This is a genomic window from Microcystis panniformis FACHB-1757, from assembly GCF_001264245.1.
Taxonomy (GTDB): domain Bacteria; phylum Cyanobacteriota; class Cyanobacteriia; order Cyanobacteriales; family Microcystaceae; genus Microcystis; species Microcystis panniformis.
This window is the reverse complement of the sequence record NZ_CP011339.1, coordinates 2205008-2226978: the sequence shown is the minus strand read 5'-3', so window position 1 is coordinate 2226978 and position 21971 is coordinate 2205008. Positions and strand designations below refer to the sequence as shown.

The window sequence follows — 21971 nt, the reverse complement described above, 5'->3', positions numbered from 1 at the left end:
TATAAGTTAAACTGATCACACAAAGAATAAGAGAGCCGTAATTTGAGCAATTTCTCCCCGGAGAATATATAGTATAGACTGATTCTAGAGCGGTTATTAATAGAGTTCTTGCCTAATTAATTTTTGAGAGTTCAAAAATGAGAAAAATAGGCATAAAATTGCATAAAATCCCTAGATAGAGCATTTAATTGATTAATGCTCATTCTTAATTCTCCTGACTACTGACTACTGGCTACTAACTCCTCACCTAAGGTCAGATTTTTGATTTTTGCCAGAGGTCTAATTACTGACCCGATTCGATCGCTCCTTCGGCCTCATGGACAATTGCCCTCAATTGATCTAAAGTTTTCTGGTCCACCTGGGTCCATAATCCCCGTTGTTGAGCCTCTAATAATCTTTCGGCCATATCTCGCAATGCCCAGGGGTTTTTTTCCTGAATAAATTGTTGTACCTTCTCGTCAAATAAATAAGCTTCGGCTACTCCCTGATAGATAAAATCCTCCACTAGGTGAGTAGTGGCAGAGTAGGCAAAAATATAATCTACGGTTGCAGCCATCTCAAAGGCGCCTTTATAGCCGTGTCGCATCACTCCCGCTATCCATTTGGGGTTAACCACTCGCGAACGGTAAACGCGACGAATTTCTTCCTCTAGGGTTCTGATGCGGGGATTTTCCGGACGGGAATGATCACCAAAATAGGTGACGGGATTTTTGCCGGTTAATGCCCGGACACTGGCAGTTAAGCCGCCTTGAAATTGATAGTAGTCATCGGAGTCGAAAATATCGTGTTCTCGATTGTCCTGATTGTGCAGCACTATCTCTAATTCTTGCAGTCTATTTCTCAATACTTCTGGTAAAGAATGGGCAGTTCCTTGACTATCATAGGCATAACAACTCCAGTTAATATAAGCATTAGCTAAGTCTTGATCATTTTGCCAGTTTTGTGACTCGATTAACCCCTGTAAACCGGCCCCATAAGCACCCGGTTTGCAGCCAAAGATTCTGGCAGTAGCTCTCAGTTTCGCCTCTTTTTCTCCTAAGCCCTGACTTAGCCAAAACTCCCTCTCTGTCTTCACTTTCGCCGCTAAAGGATTAATTTTTTCCTCTTCCTCTTGACAAGCTACCGCATTTATGCAAGAATTAAGAAGATGTAGTATGCTGGGGAAACTGTCCCTAAAAAAGCCGGATACCCGAACGGTCACATCAATACGAGGACGGCCTAAGCTAGACGGGGTAAGGATTTCAAACCCGACCACCCGACGGAAAAAACCATCCCAAAGGGGACGAATTCCCAGTAAAGCCATGGCTTCGGCCACATCTTCGCCACTATTTCTCATCGTCGAAGTTCCCCAGATAGAAATCGCCAAAGTGCGGGGATATTCGCCATTTTCTTGGGTATAACGTTCAATTAGTGCCTCTGCGGCCTTTCTTCCCACTTCCCACGCGGTTTCTGTGGGGATTGCGCGGGTATCGACGGAATAGAAATTTCTGCCGGTGGGGAGAACATCGGGACGGCCGCGGGTAGGAGCGCCGGAAGCACCACTGGGGACGTATTGGCCAGCGAGACCTTTTAAGAGATAGATAAGTTCATCGGGGGTTTGTTTTAAAGCAGGAATTAACTGATTTTCTAGCCAAACCAATTCTTTTGCCGTATTTTCGCCTAGAGGTTCAATTTTCTGGCTAATTAAATCCTGAGCGAGACCTTCCAGATAGGTAGTAGTATCGTTATATTCCGTCAGGGGGTCGCAGTCGAGATGGAGGTCAAGGGCGATCGAACGGGTTAAACCGGGGCGGTCGGGACTAGGAGAACGGGCGATCGATTGGATTAAATCAATTAACTGCTGACCCTGGGGACATTGACCGAAGATATGTAAACCGTCGCGGATTTGTGCTTCCTTGAGTTCACAGAGATAACCATCCACGAGGGTGAGAAATTGACCAAAGGAAGCGTTGGTCGCAACGCGCTCGCTACGCGAGATCGTGCCTAGCTCTCGATCGAGATTAGTTTTCGCCACCAGATCGTTAATCCGCTCGCGAATCAGAGCTAAACGAGAAGGATCAAGAGATTCTGCCTGATAATATTCATCGATGAGGGACTCTAACTTTTCCCAATCCCCATACAATTCCGCTCGCGTCATTGGGGGGGTGAGATGGTCGATGATAACAGCTTGGGAACGTCTTTTAGCGCTGCAACCTTCTCCGGGGTCATTGACAATAAACGGATAGAAATTCGGCAGCGACGAGAAAGCAATTTCGGGATAACAATTGGGAGAAAGAGCGAGACTTTTCCCCGGCAGCCATTCTAAATTGCCGTGTTTACCGAGATTAATCACAGCAGTGACTTGGAATTCCTGTCGTAACCAATGGTAAAAAGCGAGATAGCTGTGGGTAGGTTCCAGGTCGGGGGAATGATAATTAAGAGTCGGGTCAAGGTCATAACCGCGAGAAGGTTGAATACCGATAAAGACATTACCTAGCTGGATGCCGGGGATAGGAAAATCCTTGTCTGGATATCCCCAACGGTCAAGCAGAGCGCTTTGATTATCGGGGGGAAGGGAGGAGAAATAATCTAGATATGCTTCTAGGGAGAGAGATTGATAGATAGGTTTTAATTCCCTTGTCTCCAGGTCATTAGTGATACCGGAAATAAGCAATCGCATTAATTCATCGCTATGGTCGGGGAGGTCGGTGAGGGTATAACCTTGGGTTTGTAATGCGCGAAGAATTTCCAGACCACTAGCGGGAGTATCTAAACCGACTCCGTTAGCGATACGACCATCCTTATTGGGATAGTTGGGGAAAATGAGAGCAATTTTTTTCTGGGAGTTGGGAAGGGAGGAGAGTTGACAATAGTTTGCGGTTAAATCAGCGACAAAATCAACCCGGTGGGGGAGGGGTTGATAGATAACTATTTCCGTTTCTAGTTTGGGATGTCGGGTGAGGACAGATTTAAAGGAAATAGCGCGGGTGATAATTTTGCCATCCATTTCCGGTAAAGCGATATTCATAGCCACATCCCGGGGGGAAAGACCCTGATAACCCTGTTGATAAGCTTCTAAACTGCTGCTGCTGAGGATAACTTGGAAGATGGGTTTATTGAGAGACTGCCAGAAGTGATGATTTTGTTTGTCTTCCGGTCGCTGGATAGAGAAGCTAGTGGTATCGAGAATTAGGTCTGGGGGATGGTGGGAAAAGAGGGTTAATAGTTCCTCTTGCACTTCGATTTCCCGGAGAGAGGAGAGAAAGATGGGGACAGTTTCAATATTTCTTTGGGTGAAAGCGCTGATTAAAGCATCGATAGCTTTGGTATTACCTGCGAGATAATGGGAACGATAGAAAAGTATCCAAGTCCGTGCTTGGGGTTGGGATAGGGTTGTCTGGGAATAGATTCCCCACCTAGGGACAACCCTAGGAGGAGAGGGAGAATAGTCGAGATGGAGACAGGTATGCGCGATAAATTTAGCAGCATTAATCCAGTTATCTATCCCTGCTTCCGTGAAATAGCACCATAACTGGTTAACAGTAGTCAGGGAAGCAGTGGAATGACTCATCAACTCTAAATCCGGTTTATCCTCTCCCGGGAGGACAAATAAAGTCGCACCGGTTTCCTCGACAATTTCCTTAACTACTTCCAACCCGTAGGACCAACTCCCCCGTCCCCCCAATAAGCGAAGAATAATCACCCTTGCTTGGGATAGTACCTTGTCCCCATAGTTATCGATACTGTATTGCTGCTGTAACTGGGATAAATTGAGGGCGCGAATTGCGGGAAAATTATCCGGTAGATGGTCGATAGCTGCCGCTAGAGTTTGAATATCGGTATCAGCCATGGTGAGGAGGACAATCGGGGCCGGATTTTGGTCAATAATAATCACCCCTTCGGTATCTGCTGTCCAACCACCCGCTTGGGGAGCAATACGATGCATAAATTTTGAGAGTCAGGTTAAATAATGATTAGGTTTTGAGAATCAGGGTCTCGATCGAGGGATCATTCTTAGGTAGATAGAGATGATTATATCTGTCTGCGGCAATTTAAAGAATAGGGAATAGGTGTTAGGGGATAGGGATTAAGAAAAATCTTCACTAAAACCCCAACCCCAGTCCCCTTAATGATGACTGGGGTTTGGGGAAGTGGGAAAGTGGGGAAGTGGGGAAATTTCAATTAAAACCCTAAAACCCCAACACCCCAACACCCCACCACCCTATCTCCTGCCTCCTGCCTCCTGCCTTCTGATAACTGATAAATGATGACTGATAAATGATAACTGATAAATGATAAATGAACGCTTCTCCCGCTTATGTTTGCTGTCAAGTGTTGTCATCTACTCACCTCGAACAAATTCGTTCTTGGTGGGGACAGTTGGCAATACAGGTGACAGGGCCGAGGATTAGTCTCAGTGAAAGAGATATTCCCCCACAGACAGGGGAAATCTATCAACTCTTGCTTTCCACTGACCTACAAGCTTTATTGTTAGCCAGTCCCCAAGGGCATAATTTTCAGTACGAAGTCCGCATTAGTTTTGAAGCGAACACGATTAAAAGTTTTCTGCAAGGACTGGCCGTCAAGTCTCTCCACAACCCAAAAATTCAGCAGGGTTATCAAATTTTAAATCTGCCTCTATCCATTAATGTCAGCAGTTTTCAAAATAAAATTTTAGTCAAAATTCTCTCGATAATTTCTTCTCCGGCTGCTGATGGGGGTTGTTCCCGCATCTTCTCCGTTTGTCAACCGATAGAAGCTGCCCTATCCCAACAAATCCAACAGGAAAGATTATTAAACCAAGTCATCACCCAAATGCGTCAGAGTCTGGAGTTACCGGTGATTCTGGAAACCGTGGTCAGGGAAGCGCGGGAATTTCTGCAAGTGGACCGATTGTTAATTTATCAATTTTTCCCCGGTATCGGTGAGGGAAAGGGAAAAATAACTTCCGAGTCGCGTGTTTCTGACCAGATAAATTCCGTGTTAAATTTAACCCCCGAAGACGATTGTTTTTCCTATATTCCCCAATACAAAGAAAAGTACCGTCAAGGATTAATTCTGGCTGTGGATGATGTGGATGTTAACTATTCTTCTTCCTTCTGTTTGTCCGAATTTTTGCGACAACACCAAGTGCAATCAAAATTAATCGCCCCGATTGTGGTACAAGAAGAATTGTGGGGTTTATTAATTGCCCATCAATGTCAAGAAAAACGCCAATGGTTGCCGCAGGAAAAGAAATTTTTAGGTCAGATTGGTGAACATCTCGCCATCGCTATCTATCAAGCGCAATTATATTCTCAAGTACAGGAACAAAAAGATATTTTTGAGCGCCGGGTAATAGAAAGAACCCAAGAATTACAAGATACTTTAATGACTGCGGAAGCCGCTAACCTCTGCAAAAGTGAATTTTTAAATAATATGAGTCATGAGTTATTAACTCCCCTAACTTGTATTATCGGTTTGTCCAGTACCCTGCAAAAATGCTCGGCAGCCAGTAATTTTTTACCTCCCGACAAACAAAAACACTATCTAAAAGTTATTCAGGATAACGGCAATAAACTATTAGAATTAATTAATGACTTGCTTAATTTTTCGCAAGTTTCGGCAGGAAAAGCCGTTTTAGATATTAAACAATTTTCGCTAAAATACCTCTGTCATCATGTTTTAGAAATTATCAAAACAGAGGCAGAAATTAAAGAAATTAATCTAATTTTAGAGATGAAAATTACCGAAAAAGAGCATTATTTTTATGCCGATTATGATCGAGTTCAGCAGATACTTTTGTACTTGTTAAAAAATGCCCTGAAATTTACCCCCGAACAGGGTGCTATCACGCTGAGACTGTGGAAAGAAGGCAGTCAGGTCATTTTTCAGGTAGAGGACACGGGCATCGGCATTCCTGCTCAAAAAATACCGCTTCTGTTTGAAAAATTTACCCAGTTGGATGGCTCCCGAAAACGTCGTTATGGTGGTATGGGATTAGGATTGGCTTTAACTAAACAATTAGTGGAACTGCATCGCGGCACGATCGAGGTAGAATCTTGCTTAGATAAAGGTTCCATTTTTACCGTCCGTTTACCTCAACAAAAGCCCCCAAATCCCAGCGCCAACCCTCGGATAATAATCCCCATTTTAATCACCACCATCCCACTGTAGTTTTAATTGAAAGTGACGAAGAAATTGCCAATCTTATTTGTGAGTTATTGATGGTGGCACATTATCAAGTTATTTGGTTAATCGATAGTGTCTCCGCTATCAAAAAAATTGAGATCGTGCAGCCAAGTATTATAATTGTCGATCGGAAAATGCCCGATATATATCATCTCTGTCATCTCTTAAAAAAATCTAGCCAAACTCAAGCCAGTAAAGTGCTAATCTTGAATGATACCCCTGAAATCAGCGTTAATTTTCTCGGTCGTCATGGCATTGACGACTATCTGCTCAAACCGATTCAACCCTCCCTATTGTTGGAAAAAATCCGCTATCTAACCGCTTTATAAGTAGGGTTTGCAGCAAAAAGTTTTTCGGTGCGGGTAAGGGGTGTGGGGTGTGGGGTGTGGGGTGTAGGGTGTGGGGTGTGGGGTTTTACCCATTTTCATCTGGTCAATACTTTTCTTTTTTCCTCAGAAAATAGGACTTGAAAACTAACTATTAAATAGCTAATTTTCAAGTCCTGAATTGTAGGAATCCTAGGCTAAATTAGGATTCACTTTCGATATAGATAAATAACAAACCCATCACTACGGCTGGCATTAACCAACAGACGATCGGGATTAAAATCCAAGGCAGATAAGAAGCTGCGTAGGCACCAGTCATGTCAAATGCTCCTAGTAAAAAAATAAGGAAATGATAATCAGGTAGAACAAGGGTTAATTATTGATTAAAAACCCCGCGCATGATGCCATCAACGACACCAAGATTTTCTAGGAGGAAATAGGCCACAAAAGCGCCACCCATACCACCAATAAAGAAACCGGCGGCGAATTGACTCCAACCCTCGGAGGATTGCAGAGGATCACCACTAGCGGCCTTACCTTGGAAGGAGACAAGACCATAACTAGCTAAACAACCCGTAGCCAAGAGAACCATGGCTAAAGCGGGGATTAAGCCGCCGAGATTAGCATATTCCGAGTCTCTCAAGGGACCCAGGACAACCCAGGGACCACCGAGGAAATAACCGTGGGCCATACCCACCTCTAGACCGCGCAGAATCGGAGCTAGACCGGGACGATAGGCAGGTAAGTTACCAATAAAAGCTTTGGTAAAACCAGAAGCGGAAATGGGGGTAGCTAGATGACCAATGAACGGATCATCATTGTAGGGTGTCACCACCTGTTTGTATCCAGTTTCAGCCATTGTGTTTGAGTTCTCCTTTTTCCGATCAACAGGAAAATTGATCATAAAACTTTAAGATTACACTTTAGGCCTAAGAATTACTTCAAGCAACCCCATCGATCGAGTTTTCAAGGGTTGACGGCTGAAACTCTCACAATTCGTTACATTTCTCTCAGGAGACGGGGGAGATGGGGAGCCTTGTTTCAGTGTTGCCAAAGGCACGGCGTAGCCGTACAGTAAACAGTAATCAGTGAACTGAAAACTCACATCTGATACTAAATCCGTTGAGTATAGGCGACATATCAGGATAGGCAAGAGGCAACCCCCCCGACGTCGGGGGGGCAAGAGGCAAAAGGAGGAATAGATAATCAGTCTTTAATAACTGGATTTAGTAGGATAACTGCTCACTGATAACTGCTCACTGATAACTGATTACTGATTAAGGGATAATCAACACTGGACAGGGGGCAAGGTTAATAACTTTGGTGGTGACGCTTTCGGACACACCTTCGCTAGTTAATCCTAAACCGCGACAACCCATAACGATCAGGTCGGCATTAACTTCATCGGCCACATCACAGATGACAAAAGAGGGTATTCCCTCCCGTTCAATCATTTCCGCAGTGATGTCAGCTTGGGCAAAAATCGCCCGCACCGATTGTAACAATCTATCCACCGCTTCGATCGAATTCATCTTATCGTCGGCGGCAATTTCCCCGGTGGCTGTCGTTTCCACCACCGACAACAGCACCAAACGACTGTCAAAGATTTTGACTAATTCGATCACACTACTGGTAGCGTCACGACTTTCGCGGCTGTGGTCGATGGGAAATAAAATCGTCTCAAACATAATTAGCAAGTCTCTCCAATCAAATTTTTCTGGGCAAATCGGTCTTGGAACTGCAAAACTGATCCCCAAATCTGAAATAATCTTTGTCAAAGTAATTGCCGCAAGTAGCGATACCCTGATTTAATCTTTATTGTACGGTAAGCAATCTAGGAGGTTATGGGCTGTGCCAAAAAAAACAGTAGCGAATTTAACAGAGGCTGATTTAGCGGGCAAACGGGTCTTAGTCCGGGTCGATTTTAATGTTCCCATGGACAAAGCCACCGGGGCAATCAGCGATGATACCCGCATTCGGGCGGCACTACCAACTATTGAGGATTTAATCAAAAAAGGGGCTAAGGTTATTTTATGCAGCCACATGGGTCGCCCCGACGGTCAAGTTAAAGAAAATTTGCGTCTGACCCCTGTAGCTAAACGTCTCTCGGAATTACTGGGCCAAGAAGTGGTCATGTGTCCCGATTGTATTGGTGAGGGAGTTACGGCAGCGATTAGTCAAATGTCTAACGGTCAAGTGGCCCTTTTAGAAAATCTGCGTTTCCACGGTGAAGAGGAGGCAAATGATCCCGATTTTGCCAAAAAATTAGCCGCTAATGCCGATTTATACGTTAATGATGCTTTTGGTACCGCCCACCGCGCCCACGCTTCCACGGAAGGCGTTACCCACTATCTCAGCCCCTCGGTGGCGGGTTATTTGATTGAAAAAGAGTTAAACTACCTACAAGCAGCTATTGAAACTCCCCAACGTCCCCTAGCGGCGATTATCGGCGGTTCTAAGGTTTCTAGTAAAATTGGCGTGATCGAAACTTTATTGGAAAAGTGCGATAAACTGCTCATCGGTGGCGGTATGATCTTTACTTTCTACAAGGCCCGCGGTTTAAGTGTTGGTAAGTCTTTGGTGGAAGAAGACAAACTAGAGTTAGCTAAATCCCTAGAGGCAAAAGCTAAAGAAAAAGGGGTGGAATTCCTCCTTCCTACCGATGTGGTGTTAGCGGATAAATTCGATAAAGATGCCAATTCCCAAATCGTCAACGTCGAAAATATTCCCGATGGTTGGATGGGATTGGATATCGGTCCGGATTCGGTGAAAGTTTTCCAAAAAGCTTTATCTAACTGTAAATCTGTCCTCTGGAATGGCCCGATGGGGGTGTTCGAGTTCGATAAATTTGCGGCGGGTACAGATGCGATCGCTCACACTTTAGCCGATTTAACCGCTACGGGTACAACTACCATTATCGGTGGTGGTGACTCGGTAGCGGCGGTGGAAAAAGTGGGAGTGGCGGAAAAAATGAGCCATATTTCCACCGGTGGTGGCGCTAGTTTGGAATTACTCGAAGGGAAGGTTTTACCCGGTATTGCCGCTCTCGATGAGGCCTAATTAGGGTCTGCTGAAAAAGTTTTTCCTGGGGGTAGGAGTCAGGAGTCAGGAGTCAGGAGTCGGTCGTTTTAGGCTTTGTTGCCCTTGTTTTTTGTACCAAGCGATGTACTACAAGAAGGATAATGCAAGGTTTTTGAACGTCCCAATCCTATTTTCTTGCACTAACATCGGACTTTAACAGGTCAAAAGCTTTATTTTAAAAGGGTTTTACCATTATTCAGCAAACCCTAATTATCTCTAATATCTAAGGTTTAAAAAAGGTGGGTGTTGCCCCACCTTTTTTTTATGAATTATGAATTATGAATTAGGGAGTGGGTTTTTCAAGTTGGATTGGGAGTTAATCATACCAAGACCTTTGCGACAAACCCTAAATAAGCTAAGACGTATTTAAACCGCTTATTCTTATTAGCCGAATCTCCCTCAATCCCTTTACTGTTGCCTTTTGCCTCTTGCCTCTTGCCTCGTCTCAACAAGCAATTTAAATTACGAACAGCTTAGTTGAGTCATTAGGATACTTCAATCGCGGTAAAATCCACTCGCTGATATAAATCTGTCAGGGATATTTGAAAATCTAGAGAAAACAAAGTTAAAATCGCTTCTTGGCTGTGATAATCCCGAAATTCCCAATGATCGCCTCTTTTATGAAATTGTTCTATATAATAACCATATTGATCGATTAAAATATATTCTTCAAAACTATTAAGAGAACGGTAAAATTTAAACTTATCACCCCGATTATAGTCTTGAGTAGATTTTGATAAAACCTCGATAATAACCTGTGGATTGGTAATCGTATCGGTGCGTCCTCTTTCAAGAATTGGTTCCCCCTTAACGATCATAATATCGGGATAGGTGTACACATTATAGGCGGGTATGGCCAAGCGTAGATCGGTGATAAATATATCATAGGCTTGATTCTGGATAGTTAAGGGAAATCTTCTGTAAAAATTTCCCGCAATGCGATTATGGTTAGGAGTTCCCCCGGTCATAACAATAATTTCTCCATCTCGATACTCGTGTCTGTCGGTGGCAGTTTCCTCTAGTTGAAAGTATTCTGCGACTGTGTAGCGTTTCTCAGTGGTTGCGACCATATTGCCCCCTTGAAAGCAAAGCTCTGTCTTTATGATAACCTGTTTTCCAAAAAGCTACAATTATCGGTTTTAATCAGGTGCTGACTGCCGTATAAATATTGAGAGACCTTGTTAACAAGGTCTCTCGAAAGTGGGTGGGATTATTATCTCTAATTTGCTAGTCTGGTTGGGATAATTTGAGGATAGCGCCGGTGACTTTCATGCTTTCTTGATAAAGCACATCTTGGCCCCAACGCTGTAACTGTTTACCTAGCAGAGTTTCTGTTTTTTGGTCTTCCAGATGGGACACTTGTTCAATGCGGCAAGATTGGGCCCCTCCCGAAGCTTCCATCCGCATACAGCCGGTAGTTCCCGAACAAATTACCGTACAACAATCGGCGTGAAGATTAGTAGAACTGAGTTTAATACTAATCAGATCCCCTTGTATCTCACCCCAATCGGCCACGGGAATACCGGCTAATTCCGCCTCAATTAAACGCTGGTCCTGACCGAGGAAACTAATCCGATGAATAGCGTAATCTCCCGACTCGTGAGTATATCCCACCGGTCGCCATTGTAACCGGCTGGCCATCCAACCGAGGAACATAAAAGCTTGGCAAGGATTGCCCTTTTCGTAATCAATAGTGATGCGATCGACTTCCAGAATAGCATCCCGGCGCTCTGGGGGATCAAAAGCCTCGGCGGTTAGTTCTTGCCAAGGAGCGAGACGACTCCAGTTCAGGTCAGCTAATGGTACATCTGTTGCTAATAAATCCCCCACCTGCAGCAGTTCCGTTTCTGGCTCCCGAAAAGTGCTGGAATCGACGATAATCGTATCACATTGACTGGCCAGACGTTTAAATAGTCCATATTCCGCATCGGGACTGGCTTTCCACCAGAGAAATTTTGGCAAACTGGGAATAGTTAACTCGGAAATAATGCCGCCAATTCGTTCCAAAGCTTCCGCCGTACCGCTTAAAGTAACGTATTCACAGCAAACTAAAGTGTTCTGACTACGTTTGTTAACGGGACAATAGGCAGAAACGGAGGCTTTTACCCCTTCATCGGCCTCGGCAGTGGGACAGAGGGTAATAATGCGACAGGGATTGGAAGCAGCGATCGCATCTGCGACCCCAATCGCATCCAAATCGGCGGCGTATTGACGATGATTAGCCCCGTCCTCGGCGTTTTTTTCCGCTTCCCAGGCTGCCCTTAACCGGGCGACAAATTCATCGCTAGAAAGCCCAGTTACTTCTAGTCCTAGGTCCTTTTGGGCGACTTTGATGGCGGCGTGGGTCCGCGGACCGGCAATACCATCAATCGGGCCGGTGTAATAGCCGAGAAGGGTTAACAATTCCTGTACCGCGTCGGGTTCATAGACAATAAAGCTAAAGGTAGTGGCCCGGGTGGCGGCCATACCATCCTCATTATTATTATAGGATTGCCAGATATCGCGCAGTTCCTGCTCGATCACATCGATGGAAACATCTTTCGGTGCTTGCAGGGAGACAATGGGGGGGCTTTGGGTAGTCATGTCAGTTATCAGTTATCAGTTATCAGTTATCAGTGATTCAGTTACCAGTTATCAGTGATTCAGTTACCAGTTATCAGATGTGAGTTATCAGTTATCAGATGTGAGTTTTTAGTTTACTGATTACTGCTCACTGATTACTGTTCACTGTATTAGAGTCGTCGCCAACGACGGCCATCGCGGTTAAGGAGAAATTCCGCTTCTGTGGGTTCCCAGGTACCCGCTTCGTATTGGGGTACGGAGGCAGGATCGGCGGGAGCGTCCCAAGCGGCGAGAGCGGGAGTAACGATGCGCCATGCTTCTTCTACCTCGTCAGAACGGGTAAATAGGGTTTGATCTCCTAACATAGCGTCTAACAGTAGGCGATTATAGGCATCGGCGCTGGTGACACCGAAGGAGGAACCATAGCTAAAGTCCATTTCTACCGTGCGTGTGCGTAATTCCGACCCCGGCATTTTCGCCTCAAAACGGAGGGCAATACCTTCGTTAGGCTGAATTCGCAGACTCAGTACATTTGCATTAGTTTGTTGGGCCGCCGATTGGAAGATTAATAACGGCACATGGCGGAATTGGATGGCAATCTCGGAAACTTTTTTGGGCAGACGTTTACCGGTACGCAGGTAGAAGGGGACACCTTGCCAACGCCAGTTATCGACGATTAATTTCATGGCCACATAGGTGGGAGTGGTCGATTCCGGATTAACCCCCGGTTCTTGCCGATAGCCCAGAATGGGTTTTCCTTTCATCCAACCGGCTTTATACTGGCCGCGGATGGCGGATTTTTCCAGGTTATTAATATCGGCCAGGTGAGTCGCTTGCAGGACTTTGACTTTTTCGCCACGGACACTATCAGCGTTAATAGCGTTGGGTGCTTCCATCGCCGTCAAGCAGAATAACTGCATCAGGTGATTTTGCACCATATCGCGCAAAGCTCCCGATTTTTCGTAATATCCGGCCCGCTCCTCCACTCCCACGGTTTCGGCCACGGTAATCTGGACGTGATCGATAAATTGACGATTCCAGAGGGGTTCAAAGATGGCGTTAGCAAATCGGAACACCAGTAAGTTTTGGACGGTTTCCTTGCCTAAATAGTGGTCAATGCGATAAACTTGGTTCTCCTGACAAACCTCTTGTACGACTCGATTGAGAACTTGGGCAGAACTGAGGTCTTTGCCAAAGGGTTTTTCGATCACTAACCGGTGTTTAATCGGGTCTTTCAGCATTCCGGCTGCCCCGAGGTTTTTAAGACCGGGGGGAAAGAAATTAGGAGAAACCGCTAGATAAAAGACTCGATTGCCGCGGGTTCCCCGGATTCCGTCTAATTCTTCCAGAAAGACTTTCATTTTGGCGTAACTTTCTGGGTCGTCCATGTTGCCGGGGAAATAGTACAACCCTTGGGCGAAGTCTTGCCAATATTCCTCACTACCAATCCCGTCGGAAAATTCTTCGATGCCTTGGCGCATCTGTTGGCGAAAATAATCATGACTCCACTCTCGGCGCGCTGTACCGACGATGGTTAATTCGGCCGGCAGTCGTCTTTCCCGTTTCAGTTGATAGAGGGCAGGAACCAGTTTTCTTTGGGTTAAGTCTCCCGATGCCCCAAAAATGACTAAGATTAAGGGTTCTGGGGTTCTTTCTTGTCGCAATCCCACTCGGAGAGGATTTTCGAGCAGCTTTACCATAGGATTTTGTCTAGCCGAGGTGCATTATTTTCCAGTCTAGCGGGAATACTCGACGGCATACCTAAAGTAAAAATTAATAACCACAATCAGTAATCAGTAATCAGTAATCAGTGACCAGTAATCAGTAATCAGTCATCGGTCATCAGTCATCAGTAATTGGATAATATCTTTAGGCCTTTTTGATCTCAAAAAGTTCTGGGCATGGGAGTGAGCGGGGGGAAAATTCAGGGACTTTTTCCCTGAATTTTAGCTAATTGACCACCCAAAAATGGGTGAAACCCCACACCCTACCCCTAGGAAAAACTTTTTGCCGCAAACCCTACTTATTTTTTGGCGGTTTTAACACAATCGAGGGTACGGACGATGGCGGCTGCTGCGTAGTTACGACGGGCGGGATCATTTGGTACAAAAGAACTACCCCGTTCGTTCAAGGGAGAGGCCACACCGCAAAATCCCGACATCTGGGTAATTAAACTGGCAGCCCAATGACCGGAAGTATCGGAAAAATTGACGGGGGTTTTAGTTTGGGCTAAATCGGGGGCTTGTTTTTGCTGAGTTTTCAGGTAGGTGGCGGCCTGTTTGAGAATCGCCATCAATTCGGCCCGGGTGATGGGGTCGGTGGGACGGAATTCGCCGTTAGCTTTGCCGGCAACAATACCATTGGCCCGGGCCCATTGGATTTTTTTGGCACTCCAACGCGTCGCTTCTACGTCGTTAAAACTGCCGCTGCCGGGGGGAATCTCTTCTAGGTTAATTTTGGTGACAGTTCCCATCCCTTCAATAATCATTGAGACGAATTGTTCCCTGGTGACGGGATTTTCGGGGCGGAAGGTGTTATCTTCTTTAAAACCGGCCACTACACCAATAGCGATCGCTTTTTCAATCTCAGTTTTATAGATATCGCCGCTAATATCCTGAAAACTGGCCCCGGAAGTGGGGGGGGGAGTGGTTTCGTTGATGGGAGGTCTGCCGGCGGCTGCGAGAACTTCCGCTTCTTTGCCGCTAAAGTAGAAGTGGCCTAAACTTTTGCCTTGGAAAGTACGACGGCTAAATCTCCAACCCGGTTCGAGGATAATTTTCATAAATCCTGTTTGCATTCCTCGGGTTCTTCCCACCACTAATTCCGGTCTGCGGGCATCCCGGGGAGTTCCCACTAAGTATAATTCGCCATTGCGTTCCACAATACGCAGGATGTAATCTAGCCCAAAATCCCGGCCATCCAGACGGATAGAATAACCATTACTATCGGTGGCGCGGCGACAAATGCCGGTAAAGTCAAAGTTGAGGAGTAGAGGGTCGATCATGACGGGATTTGAGCCGCTTTCGCTCCAACACTTCTGTTTTCCCTGGATTTGTTCCAAGACTAGCAGGTCAAATTTATTACCTCCGTAGGGACGAGCGATCGCTACTACCTGGGTCTGCTCGATGTCCTGTTCGTCAAAGTTGGCCGCTGGTGTGGCAGTTATGCCCAAGGTCATTAGGGCGGTTAGGGCGATCGATAATCTGGCTTTCATGATCTTTATCTATAAGACGATTTTTGCAGTAAAAATAATAGACGTGCTAATCCCAATATTCTAAGACTGAATAATTGCGGTTGTTGTTCCAGACTGCGCCAGATTGTTGTCTGTCTGCACAAGTTTTCTCTCAATCTTCAATTTCCGAACCTATTGATCCGAGCAATATTCTGCTTGAACTGGTGGATTGATCAATATTAATTCGGTTAGCTGTTGAAGCTAGGGAGATTTTGGCGGATTGTTGAAAATTTTAGCCAGCCATTCGAGTCTTAGGCTAAGATGGGGAGAGAGGCTTTTAATTGGCCGCGGCCCTTGACTTCCTCACACGATTTCAGCCCAATAATCGCCTAAAAACTTGAGATTAATCGATTTAGTGCTATCAGTGCCGCGGTGAATTATCATGGTTCAATAGCTCTGGTGAGCCGTTGCCCTTTCTTTGGTGTGTGTGAGGTAAACAATTATGAGTAACTCCCCTGGCGATCCTTCTCCTCGTCCTAATCTTTTTCTGAGTATCGGTCGATTTTTACGCCAGCCTTCTACTTTGATTGTCGGGGGAATTACTCTCCTAGGACTTACCTCCCTTGGCTATTTTACGACTCGTTATTTAGTTTATGAACGTCTCACCCCAATTTTAGATAATATCTTCAGTGAAATGCTGCACAGACCTGTCAGGGTAGGTAAGATAGAGGGCTTTTATTTTAATCGCATTCGTATCGGTAAATCGGAAATTCCAGCTACGGCCAATTCTGCTGATAGTTTATCTATTGATGCGATCGAATTGGGATTAAATCCACTGCCCTTACTTTTAGGTCTGCCGCTGCCGGTTGATGTCAAGTTAATTAATCCCAGTATTTATCTCGATCAGGATAAAAATGGTCAATGGCTCGATAATTTAGATAAAATATCTAGTAACTTAGACCGGGAGGCCCCCATTAGGTTAAATCTGGGTTTTCAGGTGGAGAAGGCAGCTATTACTATCCAACCCCATGCCCTGAAAAACCCGATAGAAATTAAGGCCGATGGTCAGGGAAGATTTATCGATAATCAAGAGCAACCTCTCAGCTACGATTTGAGCGCAGAAATCCTCAAAAGTCAAGTAAAAATTCAAGGAGAAACGGCGTTAAAAACGGGGGAAAGTCAAACTAATCTTCAGATTGATCGTTTAAATTTAAGTGAACTATTAACTTTAATTCCTAATCGCAATTTTCAATTAAATCAAGGACAAGTAAATGCTAATATTGCTCTCAATATTCCCAGTTGGGCAAAGCTAAATAAAACCGAAGGAAATGGTAATTTTCAGGTGACGGATGTAGCGGGAAAATTCCAACCTTTTCAGTATCCAATTAAGCTAAATACTAAGTTAAATTTACAGGGAGATAAAGTATTAGTTGAACAAGCGATCGCAAGTATTGGCAAGATTAAAACTGAGGTGAGAGGAGAGGTAAATTGGCAAACTGGTTATCATCTCAAGGTCGCTCTAGAATCGGTGGATTTACAACAGCTTTTAAGAATTATTTATCTGCAATCACCTCTAGATTTACGGGGAGAAGTGCGCTCTACTTTTCAAGTGACGGGAAAACTAGATCAACCTCTAATTACAGGAACCGTTAGCAACAGCAAACCGATTATTTTTGAGCAAATTCCTATTCAATCAATAACCAGTAATTTTCAAACAAATCTCAATCGTCTTAATTTAGACAAAATTCAAATTAAACCCCTCGCAGGTGGAGAAATTAAAGGGGAAGGAAAATTACAGTTAAATATTCTGCAATCCCTGCAAAAAAATCAACCTCTTGACGGGACAAAAATGCCGATCAATTTGAATTTACAAGCCAATTTTCCCACGAGAAAAATTTTATCTCAATTGGCAACAGTTCCCGCTCAAATTAATATAAGCGATCTGCAAGCTAAGATTAAAGCTAGAGGTAGTTTAGGACTGCCACAATTATTAATTAATTGGCAAATACCCAGGGTTAATCAGTCAGGATTAATCAATGTTGCTGGGGAGGGCAAAGTATTTTTAGGGGGCAACAAAATCAATTTAACCGATACGGTCATTAAAACAAATGGCGGCAAACTACAGGTTAATGCTAATAGTGATTTTACTAGCAAATTAGTCCAGGCAAAAATCACGGGTAATAACTTTTTATTTACTCCTTTTGTGCCTATCGTTTGTCAATATTTGGATAGTATTTGCCCCTACCTAAAAACCTTAGAACCCTTAAATTTAGAGACAGCTAATATTCAAATTAGTGGCAAAATTGACCAAATCAATGTTAATACCTTAAACGGAATTGCTAACTTAGGAATTAGCAGTAAACAAGGCACAATTTTAGTCAATAGTCAAGTATCGCAAGGAAATTTTCAGGCTAAAGCTGTCTTAGCGGGATTGCCGATTAATTCCCTATTGCCTAACTTACCAACTCAGGTTAAATTACTGCGATCGCAAATTAATTTACAAGGTTATTTAGGGGAATTGCTGAAGAATAAAAATAATATTTTCAGCAGTTGGCAAGGTCAAGGGAATCTGGATTTATTAGTAGATAATAATCCTTTAATTGCCACAGCCAAACTAAATCAAGGTTTCCTGACAGGAACAGTCAACACTGGGGGAATTAGTCTCAATCCTCTAGTGGAAAATTTAACAGTTCCCGTTAGTTTAGGCAGGGCAAAAATCAGCTTTGCTGGCAGAATAAATGCTCTGATTAGCGGTACTTTAACGGATTTACAAACTTGGCGCGGAGAGGGAGATATACAGTTATTTGTCAATAATCAATCCCTGAGAACGACAACCCAACTGGAACAAGGTATTTTAAGCGGTATAGTTAATACGGCTGGCATTAACTTAAATCCGTTTTTACCCAATATAAATATTCCTGTTAGTCTAGGAAAAACCCAAGTCAATTTCACGGGTGCAATCAATAATTTACTAGCGGGAAAAATCCCTAATTTGTCCAGCGTCAATGCTAGGGTAAATACTCGCTTATTAGTAGATAAGAATCCGATTAATACTGATATTCAGTTAAACAAAGGTATTTTTAATATTCTGGGTAGCTTAGAGAATTTTCAGACTAATGTTCCCCTAGCGTTGAATATTGACCAAACGAAGTTTCAAGCAACAGGAAATGCCCAAACTATTTTCGACTCTCTGCTAGAAAAACGACTCAACTTAGGCAGTGTCAAAGCAGTTTTTAACTCTCGTATTCATGTAGCCAAAGGAGAGATTAAAGCTAAGGCACGACTGAATAATAACTTCTGGCAAAGTGATATTATTGCCGCTAATCTCGATCCCGCTGCCCTACTGGGGCAATTGCCAGGAATAAAATCAATCTCGATTCCTAACCTAGATTTTAGTGCCAATTTAGCGGGAAATATTAAAGAAATTTGGCAGGGAGTAACACCAATTCAGGTTAATAATCTTTCGGCACAGTGGGGAGAAAATAGCTTTGATGTGCGAGGAAATATTCTTTTAGCTAATCTTATCAGTCAACCCGATATCGCTGAGGTTAACTTAAATCTACAGGCAAAAACCGATCTTGCTGCTGTACCGCTAACTCAGATTATATCGCTTTTACCAATTGATTCTAACCTAAAACCCAAAGAATCGACACTGACAGGGATCGGAGAATTTCAAGGACAAATCACGGGGAAAAATCTCTTAACTGCTTGGCAAAAAGTGGGAAATATACAAATCAAAGGGGATATCAATTTAGCTAACTTTAGCATTAATGAGCGACTTTTTGAACCTGTCTTAAAAGGAAGTATGCAAGCAGGAATCTGTCAAAATATTAGTTTAAATCTGCGGGGAAATCAGGACATTATTGACTTAACTTTTGATCCTTGTCAACAAAATAATTGTCTGCTGCCCTATCTTCCCTTAGAGATAAATATTCGCCAAGCTTTTGGAAATCAAACTCCTTTTCTAGCAACAGCTAAACGAAGCGGAGAAAATTTAAATGTTCAGATTGCCAATTTTCCCCTAGAAATCCTGAAAATATCTCCCACGGCAGCCTACAATATTCCGGGGATTATTACTGGCCAATTGAGTGCCAATCTAGACATCAATTTATTTGACTTACAGGGACAGGGACAACTAGAGATTAATCAACCTAGTTTAGGTAACTTAATTGGGGAAAAATTAACGGCAAATTTGGTTTATCGGGATTCCATAGTTCAACTGCAAGAAGGTAGTTTACAAGCGGGTGCAAGTCAATATAATCTGCAAGGTTTATTTAATTGGCAAACCCAGGAAATAGAAGCTAAACTCAGGGTAGATCAAGGTTATATTCAAGATTTATTATCAGTTGCTAGTATCTATGATTTAACCAGTTTAATCAACTTTTTCTCCTCAGAGAATGACCCAGCTATTCAACTTAGTCCCCTAGGAGTAGGTAATCCCGAAGCTTCCCTAGCACAACAGGTAAATTTGCGGGCAAAAATTGAAGAAATAATCCAGCAATTAGCAGGGGAAAGAGGGGTAGTCGGGATACCTTCCGAACTAGATTTTCGCGGCCGTTATCAAGCAAATATAGCCTTAACCGGGACTTTAAAAAATCCCGATCTTAGCGTACAATTTCAGGGCAATAGATGGGAATGGCGACCCCAAAGACCGACAGTAAATATTGTTAACCCTCTCGGAATTGTCACCACCGATACCCAATTAATTCCGATTGATGAAGTAACAATTAATCTTAACTTAAATCGTCAGTTGCTCAGGATAGAACCGATTAGATTAAAATCACGAGATTCTTCCGTATTTTTAGCGGGTGATTTTTCCATAAAAAAAGTAGAGGGAAGTTTTGCCGTGGAAAATCTTTCTCTCGATCTCTTGAGAAATTTTGTGCAGTTTCCCTTAGATTTGTCCGGTAGTCTAAAAACTCAAGGACAAATTACAGGAACTTTATTAAATCCTCGTATTCAGGGTAACTTTGCCTTTATTGATGGTGCAATTAATGCCCAAAATATTAATCAAGATATAATTGGTTTATTTACCTATAACCAGTATCGTTTTGATTTGCGGACAACCTCCTCCGAATCAATCCAACTCTATGCCAGCATTCCCTATCCTCCCTTACCGGGTAATGATCAATTAAAAATCCAAGCAAAATTGGGAACCGATGCAATCAAATTAATTGAAGCTATCAGTCAAAACGCCATCGAATGGGTTAACGGTGAGGGAGAGGTAGTTCTTTCAGCGACGGGAAGATTAGATATAAAAGAGGGTTTAAAAATCAAAGATTTAGAAGCAAATGGTATAGTTACTCTCAATAATGCCGCTATCCGCAGTGTTGCTTTTCCAGAGATTTTAACCGTAAATGGCCGCATTGGGTTAACCCCTGAAAACTTAACAGTAGAGGAATTACAAGGCTCGATCGCTGACAGACAAATTTCTGTGGTGGGAGTTTTACCTTTCTTTCAAGCCATCAAAAATAATCCTAATCCCTTAACAGTTAATATTCAAGAGGGAGATATAGCAATTAATGGTCTTTATCGGGGATTAATTGCTGGGAATGCCATGGTAACGGGAACAATTCAGCAACCAATTATCGGGGGGAATGTGCGTCTTTCTAGGGGGAAAGTTTTTCTTCCTCGCACCCCAGAAATTAATCAAGAAACCGATAAACCGGTGAGTCGCTGGCTGCAGCCTCTCAACATTCCTCAGACGACAAATATTACTCCAGTTTTAAATAATTTCCAAGTGTCTTTAGCGGGATTATCCATCGAACAAGAACCTTTGTATCAATTTGATTTTAGTGGTGCTTTAACCTTGAACGGTCCGCTCACTTCACTGGAGAGATTACAAACCAATGGAGTGATTAATCTCGATCGAGGACGGGTTAGTTACATCGATACGCGTTTTCTTCTTAACCGACGCAATCAGAATGTTATTGTTTTCGATTCTAGTCGCGGGTTGGGACTTTTTAATCCCTTTGTTGATATTCAACTGCGAACAATTCTCAGCGAATTTTCTCAATCTCGTGATTTTGCTATCTCCCGTCCGGGGGGGATTTTCCTAGTAATGAAATTCCCGATGATAGCCTCAATCGCATTCAAAGGATCGATGTCACCCTCAGCGTTGAAGGTGAATTAAATCGCTTGCTACCAAATTTAGGTCGTAACGTCAATGAAGTGTGCCAAATTCGTCCCGATAGTCCCCCTTTTCCCCTAGAGGAAAACTATACAAATGCAGAATTACAAAAAGTCGCTAATTGTTTACAAGCATTGGCTTTTGCTAGAGGTGAAGATGAGGGATTGCTTAATACTCCCCTAGTTAAATTAACCAGCACTCCCCCCCGCAGCCAAGGGGAAATCGTTCGACTTTTGGGGGAACAATTGCTGTCAGTTTTTAATGGTTTACAGGGGAGAAATACAGAACAATTAATTCAATTTGGAGTGGTTCAGTTGGCGATTCCCCTCTTAGCTCAAGGAGTCGTGTATGATGTGGAAAATGCGGTTAGTAATGCGATCGGAGCAACGGATTTTAATATTCTTCCCAATTTGGAAACCGTCTATCGAGTTAATTCCCAGTCTTTTATCCGCTTCTCCTACGATTACAATTTGAATGAGTTTACCGTCCGCTATCAAACCCAATTTTAAAGTAAGATTGAGAGATATAGCATAATTCAGAAGTTAGGAGA

The 21971-nt window shown here is 43.5% G+C and carries 9 protein-coding genes and 2 pseudogenes; 3 read left to right on the top strand and 8 right to left on the bottom strand.

Features of this window, described 5'->3' with window-relative positions; all coding sequences use genetic code 11:
• Window positions 1-283: 283 nt before the first annotated feature.
• On the bottom strand, window positions 284-3925 hold the full coding sequence (cobN, locus tag VL20_RS10650; protein WP_052276492.1) for a cobaltochelatase subunit CobN: 3642 nt from the start codon (window positions 3923-3925) through the stop codon (window positions 284-286).
• A gap of 353 nt (window positions 3926-4278) precedes the next feature.
• Between cobN and VL20_RS10645 the strand changes: the two are divergent.
• Window positions 4279-6479: pseudogene (locus VL20_RS10645) on the top strand (hybrid sensor histidine kinase/response regulator).
• Between the two features lie 199 nt (window positions 6480-6678).
• Here VL20_RS10645 and VL20_RS10640 read toward each other — a convergent pair.
• The 3 genes from VL20_RS10640 to VL20_RS10630 all read right to left on the bottom strand — a co-directional run bounded on the left by VL20_RS10640 (window position 6679) and on the right by VL20_RS10630 (window position 8164).
• Window positions 6679-6795, bottom strand: coding sequence for a photosystem I reaction center subunit VIII (locus VL20_RS10640; RefSeq protein WP_002737043.1), 117 nt, complete (start codon window positions 6793-6795; stop codon window positions 6679-6681).
• Between the two features lie 57 nt (window positions 6796-6852).
• Window positions 6853-7335 (bottom strand): photosystem I reaction center protein subunit XI, encoded by a 483-nt coding sequence (locus VL20_RS10635; RefSeq protein ID WP_002737469.1) that lies wholly within the window; start codon window positions 7333-7335, stop codon window positions 6853-6855.
• Window positions 7336-7753: 418 nt separating this feature from the next.
• Complete coding sequence (locus tag VL20_RS10630) at window positions 7754-8164, bottom strand: universal stress protein (RefSeq protein WP_052276491.1); 411 nt, start codon at window positions 8162-8164, stop codon at window positions 7754-7756.
• Window positions 8165-8327: 163 nt separating this feature from the next.
• Here VL20_RS10630 and VL20_RS10625 point away from each other — a divergent pair, with 163 nt between their 5' ends.
• Window positions 8328-9536, top strand: a complete 1209-nt coding sequence (locus VL20_RS10625) for a phosphoglycerate kinase (protein ID WP_052276490.1) — start codon at window positions 8328-8330, stop codon at window positions 9534-9536.
• Window positions 9537-10042: 506 nt separating this feature from the next.
• On the opposite strand, the gene VL20_RS10620 is transcribed toward VL20_RS10625, so the two are convergent.
• The 4 genes from VL20_RS10620 to VL20_RS10605 form a co-directional block, all read right to left on the bottom strand.
• Window positions 10043-10627, bottom strand: coding sequence for a Uma2 family endonuclease (locus tag VL20_RS10620; RefSeq protein WP_052276489.1), 585 nt, complete (start codon window positions 10625-10627; stop codon window positions 10043-10045).
• Between the two features lie 157 nt (window positions 10628-10784).
• Window positions 10785-12140: a glucose-6-phosphate dehydrogenase assembly protein OpcA gene (opcA, locus tag VL20_RS10615; protein WP_052276488.1), complete on the bottom strand. Its 1356-nt coding sequence runs from the start codon at window positions 12138-12140 to the stop codon at window positions 10785-10787.
• 149 nt (window positions 12141-12289) lie between these two features.
• Window positions 12290-13819 carry a glucose-6-phosphate dehydrogenase gene (gene zwf, locus VL20_RS10610; RefSeq protein ID WP_052276487.1) on the bottom strand — a complete coding sequence of 510 codons (1530 nt, stop codon included), beginning with the start codon at window positions 13817-13819 and terminating at the stop codon, window positions 12290-12292.
• Between the two features lie 323 nt (window positions 13820-14142).
• Window positions 14143-15333 (bottom strand): DUF3747 domain-containing protein, encoded by a 1191-nt coding sequence (locus VL20_RS10605; RefSeq protein ID WP_052276486.1) that lies wholly within the window; start codon window positions 15331-15333, stop codon window positions 14143-14145.
• 460 nt (window positions 15334-15793) lie between these two features.
• Here VL20_RS10605 and VL20_RS10600 point away from each other — a divergent pair.
• Window positions 15794-21930, top strand: a pseudogene (locus VL20_RS10600) (translocation/assembly module TamB domain-containing protein).
• The last annotated feature ends 41 nt before the right edge of the window (window positions 21931-21971 follow it).

Coding starts and splice junctions, on each gene's coding strand:
- cobN (WP_052276492.1), bottom strand. CDS start 3,925: ATGCATCGTATTGCTCCCCAAGCGGGTGGTTGGACAGCAGATACCGAA.
- VL20_RS10640 (WP_002737043.1), bottom strand. CDS start 6,795: ATGACTGGTGCCTACGCAGCTTCTTATCTGCCTTGGATTTTAATCCCG.
- VL20_RS10635 (WP_002737469.1), bottom strand. CDS start 7,335: ATGGCTGAAACTGGATACAAACAGGTGGTGACACCCTACAATGATGAT.
- VL20_RS10630 (WP_052276491.1), bottom strand. CDS start 8,164: ATGTTTGAGACGATTTTATTTCCCATCGACCACAGCCGCGAAAGTCGT.
- VL20_RS10620 (WP_052276489.1), bottom strand. CDS start 10,627: ATGGTCGCAACCACTGAGAAACGCTACACAGTCGCAGAATACTTTCAA.
- opcA (WP_052276488.1), bottom strand. CDS start 12,140: ATGACTACCCAAAGCCCCCCCATTGTCTCCCTGCAAGCACCGAAAGAT.
- zwf (WP_052276487.1), bottom strand. CDS start 13,819: ATGGTAAAGCTGCTCGAAAATCCTCTCCGAGTGGGATTGCGACAAGAA.
- VL20_RS10605 (WP_052276486.1), bottom strand. CDS start 15,333: ATGAAAGCCAGATTATCGATCGCCCTAACCGCCCTAATGACCTTGGGC.